Raw genomic sequence first — 10,461 nt, 5'->3', positions numbered from 1 at the left:
TCGTCACCGACATCGACGTACACGTGCTTGACCGTGGCGCTCACGCGGGCCCCGAGTGTCACGGGGATGCGGGCCTGGACGGTCCCTGGACCGATCACACGTGCCGCGATGACGCCTTCGGCGGCCACGGCCACGGGCACGTCGACCGTTTGGAACAGGCCCCAGTACATGCTGCTGGCTGCGGCCGCCAACAGCAGGGCAATGAGAACGATCGAAGCCAGGCGCCTGGGGCTCATGGCGCGATCGTTCCGGTCCATCGGCGACCTCGTCGGCGGCAGGTTGCAAATGCCATGTCGGCATTCCAGGGTGTCAAGACATGCAAGCTACTCCCTGCGTTCGCAGCAAGACTTGATGCTTGTCAGGCCACGGTCCGCCCGCTGTCTCCGGTCAGCCCGGCGGCTCTTCGCACACCCCGGCCCAACAGGCCGCTTGCACCGGCAGTTGCCGACCGCTCAGTCGCGAACGAGTTCGACTACCGGGAGCTGGCCCGGTTTCACCTTCCAGCGCAGCGCATGCATCGGCCCGCCCGGTTCGATGTTGCCTTCGCCGACGATCTGGCCGTTGTCGTTGATGCCGTACGCAGCGCTGATGGTGCCCCCAGGGTAGCGGCCCAGGTCGACCGCCTTGCCGTTGCGCCAGAGCACCGCCGTGTTGTAGAGCGGCCCGGTCTTCTGGAAGGTGAAGCCCACCAGATCGCCGGCGTTGTTCAGGCTGGTGATGGTGTGGCCGTAGGCCATCGGGCCGAACAGGCCCGGCAGGTACTCGCGCACGCCGTTGCGCCACAGGACGGGCACCATGCCCGGGGCGTAGCCGCCGACCAGGCCGGTGTCGTTGATGTCGAGCGCCTGGCCTGGGCCCAGGGTCGTCATCGCCCCGTTGCGCCTCACGAAGACGATGCCGTCTGCGTCGCCCACGATGTCGCCCGCATTGTTGATGCCGGTCGCCGAGCTGTGTGTCGCGCCCAGTTCGCTGCCCAGGTCCAGCGCGAAGGTGGTGCGGTTCCAGACCACCGCATGTCGATTCAGGTTCGTGTCGACGCTGTAGCCAACGATCTGGCCGGCATCATTGATGTCGTAGGCCGATCCGCGGTCGATGCCACCGGGCAACCCCGGCAGGCGGGTGGGAGCGCCGTTGGTGTCCCAGTACCAATGCCCGTCTTCGTAGCCTTCGTCAGCGTAGCCGGCCGCTTCGCGCTTCCTGTTGAGGGCGCGCGGCACGCCAAGGCCGGCGCCACAACACTCGGAGCGGACACTGATGACGCCGTTGATCCACATCACCTGCTTGTAGGCAAAGGTCTGCGGGTCGGTCGCCAGGCCCATGATGTGGCCCTTGGCATTGATGACCCGCGCCGACGAATAGCTGCCGCCTGGCAGCCCGCCCAGGTCGACCGGGGGCTTGGCCAGCGCGTTGCCGCACGCCAGGCCGAGGACCAGCAGCCAGGCGTTCCAGCGGTGGGCGGGGTTGGGATGGACGGGGCAGGGTGTGATGGCCATAAGACGCCTGACATCGCCCTCGTGTGGAAGGCTCCTCGACAACACAGAGCGGGCTGGCCGCTTCCTGATACGTCACAGACCGAACTGATCAAACCGAGTCCCGTTCGATCGGACACGACATGCAATGCCCGCCGCCGCGCCCGCGGCCGAGTTCGGCGCTGGGGATCGTGATGACCTCGACGCCAGCCTTGCGCAGCAGCGTGTTGGTGTGGGTGTTGCGGTTGTAGGCGATGACGACGCCTGGGGCGAGCGCCAGCACGTTGTTGCCGTCGTCCCATTGTTCGCGCTCGGCCTCGTAGGCATCGCCCCCGGTCGATACGGTGCGCAGCTTCTTCAGGCCCAGCGCATCGGCCAACAGCGGCAGGAACGGTTGCTGTTCGGCGGTGAATTCCAGCTCGCCTTCTTGCTCGCCAGGCCGGATGCTGGTGCAGCGGATGCCGTCGACGATCTCGGGGAAGACCGTCACCAGGTCGATGTCGCAGAAGGTCATCACGGTGTCGAGGTGCATCGCGCCGCGCGTGCGCGGCAGCTTGGCGGCGATCACGCGCTCGACCGAGCTGCCACTGAACAGGGCCTGCGCGAGCAACGCCACCGCCTGGGGCGTGGTGCGCTCGCCCATGCCGACCAGCACGGTGCCGTGGCCGATCGGCATCACGTCGCCGCCTTCGAGCGTGGCGGCGCCATGGTCTTGCTCCGGGTCGCCCCACCAGACACGCGCGTCATGCGCGAACGCGGGGTGGAACTGGTAGATCGCCTTCATCAACAAGGTCTCGGCGCGGCGCGCGGGCCAGTGCATCGGATTCAGCGTGAGGCCGCCATAGATCCAGCAGCTGGTGTCGCGCGTGAACATCGCGTTGGGCAGCGGCGCGACGATGAAGTCGGCCGCGTCCAGGTAGTTGGTCAGGCCGCCGGCCAGCGGGAAGGGCAACTCGGCGCGCACCACGCCGCCGATCAGCCGCTCGGCCAGCTCACGAGGCGGCAGTTCGTTCATCCAGTCGCGCAGGTCGCGGGCCAAACCGAGCCCGACCTGGTGCGGCGCCAGCTTGCGGTCGAGCAGCCAGCTGCGGCAGGCCGGCAGCGCCAGCACGTCGGCCAGCAAGGCATGAAGCTCCAGCACCTCGACACCACGCTCCTGCATGGCGCTGGTGAAGGCGAAGTGATCGGTCTTGGCCTGCGAAACCCACATCACGTCGTCGAACAACAGTTCGGCGCAGTTGTTCGGGGTGAGCCGCTGCTGCGCGAGCCCGGGGCGGCACACCAGCACCTTGCGCAGATGGCCCGCTTCAGAGTGAACACCGTGGGTCATGTTGCGCCCCTCAGCCCAACGTGGCCACGAGCAGGGCCTTGATCGTGTGCAGACGGTTCTCCGCCTGGTCCCAGACGATCGAGGCGGGTGACTCGAACACCTCTTCGGTGACCTCCACGCCGTCCAACCCGAACTGCTGGAAGATCCGCTCGCCCACGGCCGTGTCGCGGTTGTGCAGCGCCGGCAGGCAGTGCATGAACTTGACGTTCGGGTTGCCGGCGGCGTGCATCAGCGCGGCGTTCACTTGATAGGGCAGCAGTTGGGGGATGCGCTCGGCCCAGACCGTGGCCGGCTCGCCCATCGAGACCCAGACGTCGGTGTAGATGAAGTCGGCGCCTTCGACCGCTTCCTGCGGCGAGGCCGTCAGGTGCAGCCGGGCGCCGCTTTGCTCGGCCATGGCGCGGGCCTTGTCCTGCACCACTTGCGGCGGCCACAGCTCGCGCGGTGCGCCGATGCGAAAGTCCAGCCCCATCATCGCGGCGCCTTCGAGCAATGAGTCGGCCGTATTGAAGCGTGCGTCGCCCACGTAGGCCAGCTTCATCTCGGCCAGCGGCTTGCGGCAGTTCTCCTGCATCGTCATGAAATCAGCCAGGACCTGCGTCGGGTGGTATTCGTTGGTCAAACCGTTGTAGACCGGAACGCCGGAGTGGGCAGCCAACTCGCGCACGACGCTTTGTTCGAAGCCGCGGTATTCGATTGCGTCGTACATCCGGCCGAGCACACGGGCGGTGTCCTTGACGCTTTCCTTCTCCCCCAGCTGCGAATCGTGCGGGCCGATGAAGGACACATGCGCGCCCTGGTCGAAGGCCGCCACTTCGAAAGCGCAGCGGGTGCGGGTGGAGGTCTTCGCGAACAACAGCACGATCTCCTTGCCCCGCAGGTGCTGCTGCTCGGTGCCGGCCGCCTTGGCTCTCTTGAGTTCGTGCGCAATCTCGAGCAAATGGCTCACACCGCGAGGCTGGAGTTCGTCGAGCGTCAGCAGGCTGCGGTTGACAAGGTTGAAGCCCATGGCGTGTCTCAGGTGCTGATGGAACGGGCGCAGTAGAACGCCGCGCCGGGCTGAGGGGCTTGATCCTGCGCAAGGCCGGGCTCGCGCCCCGTTCACCGACGCCGGCTCAGCCTGAAGCGAGCGACGATCTCTTGATCCGCTTCGAGGTTGAGGACACGGGTTGCGGCGTTGCCGCAGACGGACGGTGCCGAGGCGATCGAGCGCCGCGCAGTTTGCGACTACGACCATCATCCTGATGAACATGCAGATGCCTCGGATGGCCGAGGCCGAATGCCTGGCCACCGGGATGAACGACGTGCTGCCCAAGCCCGTCAGGCCGGAAGCGCTTGTGTGGGTGGTTTCGGTACCCCTTGCGAAGTCCCTCCGGGCCCATGCCGCGAATGCGGCAGGCGAGCCATTCGTCGAACCAAGTCGAACCAACCGAATGGTCGCGACCGCGCCGGATTGACGAAGCGCAAGTCTCCATCCTGGCTCGGCGCACAGACTCGCCACCATGTACTCCCCCATCCTCGTACCGATCGACGACAGCGACACCGCGCAGCGTGGCCTCGATGAAGCGCTGGCACTGGCACAGAAGCTGGGCTCGACGCTGCACGTTCTGCACGTCGTCGACGCGCGCCTGCTCATCGGCAGGGTCTCTGATCACGCATCGCCGAAGCGATTGGTGGCCGATTGGCATGCGGCCGGGGAGCGGTTGGTCCACGCCGCGGTCGATCGGGCCCGAAGCATGCCGCTGGCGGCCGATGGTGCCGTGCGCTACGACCCGCACCTGAGGGTCTGCGACGTGATCCTGCGCGAAGCCGAGGAGGTCGGCGCCGGGCTCATCGTGATGGGCACGCACGGCCGGCGGGGCGTGGCGCGGCTCGCGTTGGGCAGCGACGCCGAGATGGTGTTGCGCGACAGCGCCGTGCCCGTCCTGCTGGTCCGCGGTCAGCCACCCGAGGGGCAACAGCGGGGTTGACCGGCGTCAATCCGCACGGGATCGGCCAGCTGAAGAATGGCCCGATCGTCATCGATCATCACCGGCGCTTCACCATGAACATCGACACCCAAACACACCTGACCAAGCTTCGCGACCTGCTGGTCTACCGGCTGCACGACCTGGAGAGCGACGTGCGTGCCGACGAACTGGCACGACGGCCGTCTGCTGAGCATGACGTGACCGACCTCAAGGAAGAGGCGCAGCGGCACACGCAGGACGGTGTGCTCGATGCGGAAGAGCGCCGCGACGTCGAAGAGCTGCAGCAGGTGCGTGCCGCGCTGGCACGGCTGGACGCAGGCACGTATGGCGATTGCGAAGATTGCGGCGAGGCGATCGCCTTGCAGCGGCTGCTGGTCGAACCGGCGGCCCTGCGCTGCGCTTCCTGCCAGTCGGCATTCGAGCGGGCAAGTGCCCGCATTCGTTGAGTGCAGGGCCCCTTGCCGCGCGACAACGCGTTCGATGCCTACTCGCCGCGAGAGATCGCCGGCCGGGTGAAGGAGTTCTGCGTCGTCAAGGCGCAGCTTCCGTTGTTGTCGCTGTCGATGCTGGGCGTGCTGGCGGGTGCGTTCATCGGGCTCGGCGCCATGATGTTCACGCTGGTGGCCAGCGACACGAGCCTCGGATTCGCGGCCATGCGGCTGCTCGGCGGGCTGTGCTTTTCGCTTGGGCTGGTCCTCGTGACCGTGGCCGGCGCTGAGCTCTTCACCGGCAACAACCTGCTGGCGATGGGGTGGGCCGATGGCTGCGTCAGCACGCGTCAGGTGCTGCGCAACTGGTGCGTGGTGTGCATGGCGAACTTTGTCGGCGCCACCGGGCTGGCCGCGTTGGTCTGGCTGTCGGGGCACGCAGACATGAACGGCGGCGGTGTGGGCCGGGCGGTGGTGGGCATCGCGATGGCCAAGGCCCAGCTGCCGGTGGCCGAAGCGTTTTTCCGCGGCGTGCTGTGCAATGTGCTGGTGTGCATGGCCGTATGGATGGCACTGAGCGGGCGCAGCGTCACCGACAAGGTACTGGCCATCGTGTTCCCGATCACGGCGTTCGTGGCCGCCGGCTTCGAGCACTCGATCGCCAACATGTACTTCTTTCCGCTGGCCATGTTGCTGGGCGCACCGATCGGCGCCGCCGACGTGGTGCGCAACCTCGTGTCGGTCATCGCAGGCAACCTGGCCGGCGGCAGCGTGCTGGTGGCCCTCGTGTACTACGTGATCTACATCCGCGTCGGGCGCCGCAGCCCCGCCTTGCCCGGATGAACGGCAACGTGTAGCAGATCGAGATCGATTCGGGGGGCCGCAGATGGAATGGTTGATCGAAGATCGCGTCGTTGCCGTCGGCGCCCACGACCTCCATTTCGGCCCGACATCCGACGACGAGGTCGTCGCCCTGTTGGAGGAATGATCATGAGCACGTTGACGAAGCTGGTGCTGGGCGCGATGGGCGCCCTGCGCCCGGCACCTGCGCTGGGTGACTCGACGCGGCGCTTGGAGCTGCCGCCTGCGCAGCGTGACCAGCCTGGTGCCTTGATGCAGGCGTTGAGCCTGCGCTGTTCGACGCGGGCGTTTCGGCCCGATCCATTGCCACGCCAGATGCTGGCCAACCTGCTCTGGGCCGCCGACGGCGTCAACCGCGAGGACGGCAGGCGCACGGCACCGTCTGCCCTGGGTGTCAACGAAATCGTTGTCGTCGCGGCCTTGCCGGAGGGGGCCTATGCCTACGATCCCGCTGCGCATGCCCTGAACCTGTTGGCCGCGGCGGATATTCGACGCGTGACCGGCTACCAGGACTTCGTCGACGAGGCGCCGCTGGATCTGGTCTTCGTTGCGGACCACGATCGCATGAGCCACATCCCGGTGACGCAGCGCGAAGGCTTCGCGTACGTGGCGGCTGGTGCCATCTCGCAGAACGTGTCGCTGTACTGCGCGGCCAACGGCCTGGCGACCGTGCTGCGCGCATGGATTGACCGCGAGGCCATCGCCCGCGCACTCGGGTTGGGGATGAGCCAGCACGTGCTGCTGTCGCAGACTGTCGGCCACCCGGGTTGACGCTGGCGCCGCGCGGCCTTGGCCGTGCGCCGGTGCTCCCGGGCAGGCGTGACACCGCCTCGAACGCAGCGGCCGCGTCGTCCTACGCGACGCTCAAGTCGTCGGACGATCGTTGGTGGCGCGCGAGGCGCGGCTTTCTTGCGAAAGCACAGGTGCTCTGCGACCCCCAGGACTTGGAGCGATTCGAACCCGCAGTCACCCACTACACTAGCTGTTATCACCATCTTTATTGGTTCGTCGAGCGAACTTCACTGCGGCAAGCATCGAGCGCTCGAGAACGGGAGAGCACGTCTTGCAAGTTGATCTTTCCCAGGCGCCCGGGCATCAGCAGGTGCTCAAGAGCATCAATCGCATGACACTCGTGCGACACCTTTGCGCCCACCCTGGCCTGTCTCGCTCCGACTTGGCCGGCGCCGTGCAACTTACCAAGTCCACGGTCACCATGCTGGTGCGCGAGCTGATCGAGGAGGGATGGTTCATCGAGCACGAGGTCGTCGCCACTGGCGACCTGGGCCGGCGTCCAACGCCGCTGTTCATCGATCCTTCGCGCTTGGTGCTGATAGGGGTGGAGGTGGGCATCGAAGGCGCTCGCGCCGTGGCCACCACGCTCACTGGCGATGTGCTCGCGCGTACCCGTTACGGGTACGGCGCTGCGCGCGGCGCCAAGGCCTGCATTGCCGTGGTGGCGAACGCCATGCTCAGGGCTTGCAAACAGTTGGACGCGGGCACTCAACGCGTTATCGGCATCGGTGTGGGTCTGCCGGGCGGCGTGGACGAGGCGCGCGGCTTCCTGCACTTTGCGCCCAACCTGCACTGGCGCGATGTTCCAGTGGGCGACATGCTGGCCGAGAAGCTGGTTGGTTCTTCGCTCCAGGGCGTGCCCCTGTTCCTGCAGAACGAGGCGGATGCGGCTGCCGTGGGCGAAATGGAGTTCAACCCTTCTGAGGCCACCGATCCGCTGCTGTATGTCAGCGTCAACCAGGGCGTCGGTGCCGGCGTGATCGTCGGGGATCGGTTGCTGACCGGCAGCCGTGGATTCGCCGGCGAGGTCGGCCACATCGTGCTGCAGGTCGGGGGGCCCGCATGTTCGTGCGGCCGCCGGGGCTGCGCCGAAGCATTGATTGGCCCGCGTGCCATGCTGCCCGGTGGGTCGGCGGATGACCCGCTGGCCGAAGTCCAGCGCCGGCTCGCCGCCGGCGACGGCGATACCCAGCGCGCAGTGAAGAAAGCCGGCAACTACCTCGGGGTGTTGCTGCAGAACCTGTCCGCCGCCTACGACCCCGGTTGCATCGTGCTCGGCGGCTCGGCCATCGAACTGGGTGACACGTTCCTGAATCCGGCGCGGCGCACGTTGAACGACTACGCAGAAGCTGCAGGTCTGTCTCCACTGCCGGTGCGGATCTCGCGCTTTGGCATCGATGCGGTGGCTTTGGGGGGCGCCGCGCTCGCCCGCTATCGGATCACGCGGCCTCTCATCGCGCCGGGCTATGCGGGCGGCCGTGACCTGGCGAGGCAGGAGGCCGCCTGATGTAACTCGGGATCCGGTTTGGTGGCTTTGGCAAGTCAAGCCACGGCCGCGGCGTGCGAGCGCGCGCCGATTCGGAGATCCAAGTGCGCACCCCCAGCTGTCAGCCTGCTGCTGTGCCGAAGTGATCCGCACGCGACGCATTCTCCAGAGGTGAGTCGAGACGTGGCCCAAAGCGCGCACCCCGCCGCAGTCGCCGTGCAGCGACGCTGGCCGACGTGCCGGCGCCGCCCTGCGCTGACGCACCGACGGCGCAACTCGCAAGCGAGGCCCCCAGAAAGGTGGCGCGGAGAAGGTTTGTCATGAAGCCAGTCGTATTGATCGGTGGTGTCGAGCTTCACCTTCGGTACGCGTGGCAGCGAAGTGAAGTTCAAGCCCAGTCGACTTTTGTCCGCCATTCCAGCCCGGCCTCATCACTTGCCGCTGGCGTCGAAGCGGCCTCTGTATGGCGTGATCTTCAGTTCTCCGGGGCGCGGATGCGCGCAGGTGGTGGCCTTACCCCGGTCCTATCGCGGCACTACCCATTGGCAGCACCAAATGCCGTGGCGGCTCATGGAAGGGTGGTTGGCTGAGAGGCGCATGCGGTGGTCGATTGGGATTCCTTGTTGGATCACTTCGACGCCGACGCCAGCCGGCAAGAAAAAAAGCCTTGGGTGACAAGGCCGACGAGGAGGATCGAACTCCCGACCTTCGCATTGCGAAGGTAAAAACAGTGCTCTAGATAGATTGCGCCTTCCAGAGGGTTTGGCGAATATTTGCCACAAAATTGCCACACTCAGTTTGAGACGAGTGTGAGGGAAGTGGCGAGCATCCGCAAGCGTGGGCAGCACCAGTGGGAAGCGCAGGTACGTCGGCAGGGCTACCCCGCACAGAGCAAGACGTTCAACACCAAGGCCGAGGCGGAAGCCTGGGCCAAGATGATCGAGTCCGAAATGTCGCGCGGCGTGTGGCTCAGCCGCAGCGAGGCCGAGGCGACGACGCTCTACGAAGCGCTCACGCGGGTACGAGACAGACGTATCTGCGGCGAAGAAGGGATCCGTTCAAGAGAAGTCGGTCTTGAAGGCCTGCATGGCTGTCGACTTGGCCAAGCGGCCCCTCGCGTCTATCCGCAGCGCTGACCTGGCAAAGCTGCGCGACGAGTGGTTGAAGGTCTACAAGCCGGCGACGGTGTTGCGCCGCCTGGCCGTCCTGTCGCACGTGTTTAGCATCGCCCGAAAGGAATGGGGGATGGAGAGTCTTTCCAACCCGGTCGAGCTGGTCCGCAAGCCACAGCCCAACAACGCACGGGCCCGGCGGATTGCTGCGTCACTTCCTGAAGCTGGAATGCGGAACCTGGAGGATCTACCTTCAGCGCGTAGAGCCGACGACGGCGAGCTTGAGCGAGTTGTTGCAGCCAGCGGTTCGCCGCTGCTGCCAGCCATCGTTTGGGTGGGCCATCGAGACTGCTATGCGACGCGGCGAAATCATTTCGCTGCGCTGGGAACATCTCGACCTCAAGCGTCGTGTCGCGCACCTACCCGCCACGAAGAATGGCAGTGCTCGCGACGTGCCCCTGTCCTCGCGTGTCGTCGCCGTGCTGAAGGCGTTGAAGGATGCACGTGAAGCTGACAGGGTAGATGATGACAGCGAAGAGCCAGTTGAGAACTCTGGCCAAGTGTTTGAAATCCGCAGCGACGCGGTCACCAGAGCCTTTGAACGCGCCGTGGCGCGAGCCCGCAAGATCTATCTCGACGAATGCAAGGCCGCCAAGCATCGGCCGGATCACAGGTTCTTGACAGATCTGCGCTTTCACGACCTGCGGCATGAGGCCACAACTCGCTTGGCATCCATTTTTCCGATGCACGAGCTGACCAAGATCACTGGACACAAGGATCCGCGCATGCTGATGCGCTACTACCATCCGCGCGCCGAGGACTTGGCGAAGCGTCTCGCCTAAGAGTGCATGAGGGGAGTGAGTCTGCGCGCAGGAGACGGGGTGATAACGTGCTAGCTCATGAACGAGCCAATCACTTCCACAGACGAATCCCACACCGCCGGTGAAGAGAAGTGTGAGCTCGGCGTGCTGTTCGTACATGGAATCGGTGAGCAGCGTGAAGGCGAGACCCTG

General features: G+C 66.0%; 9 protein-coding genes and 2 pseudogenes. 7 read left to right on the top strand and 4 right to left on the bottom strand.

Annotated features, from left to right (window positions below):
- From VFY73_RS16185 to argF, 4 genes and pseudogenes are all read right to left on the bottom strand, one after another.
- Positions 1 to 236, bottom strand: a pseudogene (locus VFY73_RS16185) (hypothetical protein); the annotation flags it as partial.
- Between the two features lie 216 nt (positions 237 to 452).
- Complete coding sequence (locus VFY73_RS16180) at positions 453 to 1,493, bottom strand: hypothetical protein (protein ID WP_329720555.1); 1,041 nt, start codon at positions 1,491 to 1,493, stop codon at positions 453 to 455.
- A gap of 88 nt (positions 1,494 to 1,581) precedes the next feature.
- Complete coding sequence (gene arcA, locus VFY73_RS16175; protein ID WP_329720553.1) at positions 1,582 to 2,799, bottom strand: arginine deiminase; 1,218 nt, start codon at positions 2,797 to 2,799, stop codon at positions 1,582 to 1,584.
- Between the two features lie 10 nt (positions 2,800 to 2,809).
- Complete coding sequence (gene argF, locus VFY73_RS16170) at positions 2,810 to 3,808, bottom strand: ornithine carbamoyltransferase (RefSeq protein WP_329720551.1); 999 nt, start codon at positions 3,806 to 3,808, stop codon at positions 2,810 to 2,812.
- Between the two features lie 235 nt (positions 3,809 to 4,043).
- On the opposite strand from argF, the gene VFY73_RS16165 reads away from it, so the two are divergent.
- The 7 genes and pseudogenes from VFY73_RS16165 (at position 4,044) to VFY73_RS16135 (ending at position 10,290) form a co-directional block, all read left to right on the top strand.
- Positions 4,044 to 4,256 carry a hypothetical protein gene (locus VFY73_RS16165; protein ID WP_329720549.1) on the top strand — a complete coding sequence of 71 codons (213 nt, stop codon included), beginning with the start codon at positions 4,044 to 4,046 and terminating at the stop codon, positions 4,254 to 4,256.
- A 45-nt stretch (positions 4,257 to 4,301) separates the two neighbouring features.
- On the top strand, positions 4,302 to 4,769 hold the full coding sequence (locus VFY73_RS16160) for a universal stress protein (protein WP_329720547.1): 468 nt from the start codon (positions 4,302 to 4,304) through the stop codon (positions 4,767 to 4,769).
- Positions 4,766 to 5,215 carry a TraR/DksA family transcriptional regulator gene (locus tag VFY73_RS16155; protein WP_329720545.1) on the top strand — a complete coding sequence of 150 codons (450 nt, stop codon included), beginning with the start codon at positions 4,766 to 4,768 and terminating at the stop codon, positions 5,213 to 5,215. Before VFY73_RS16160 ends, VFY73_RS16155 begins: the two co-directional genes overlap by 4 nt.
- Positions 5,216 to 5,227: 12 nt before the next feature.
- Positions 5,228 to 6,040: a formate/nitrite transporter family protein gene (locus VFY73_RS16150; protein ID WP_329720543.1), complete on the top strand. Its 813-nt coding sequence runs from the start codon at positions 5,228 to 5,230 to the stop codon at positions 6,038 to 6,040.
- 147 nt (positions 6,041 to 6,187) lie between these two features.
- Positions 6,188 to 6,829, top strand: coding sequence for a nitroreductase family protein (locus tag VFY73_RS16145; RefSeq protein ID WP_329720541.1), 642 nt, complete (start codon positions 6,188 to 6,190; stop codon positions 6,827 to 6,829).
- A 292-nt stretch (positions 6,830 to 7,121) separates the two neighbouring features.
- Positions 7,122 to 8,357, top strand: coding sequence for an ROK family transcriptional regulator (locus tag VFY73_RS16140; RefSeq protein ID WP_329720539.1), 1,236 nt, complete (start codon positions 7,122 to 7,124; stop codon positions 8,355 to 8,357).
- A gap of 797 nt (positions 8,358 to 9,154) precedes the next feature.
- Positions 9,155 to 10,290 (top strand): annotated as a pseudogene (locus VFY73_RS16135) (site-specific integrase).
- Positions 10,291 to 10,461 lie beyond the last annotated feature (171 nt).

The organism is Ideonella sp. (assembly GCF_036277275.1).
Classification (GTDB): Bacteria; Pseudomonadota; Gammaproteobacteria; order Burkholderiales; family Burkholderiaceae_C; genus Ideonella.
The sequence above is the reverse complement of the archived record's forward strand: the minus strand, read 5'-3'. Positions and strand labels throughout refer to the sequence as shown.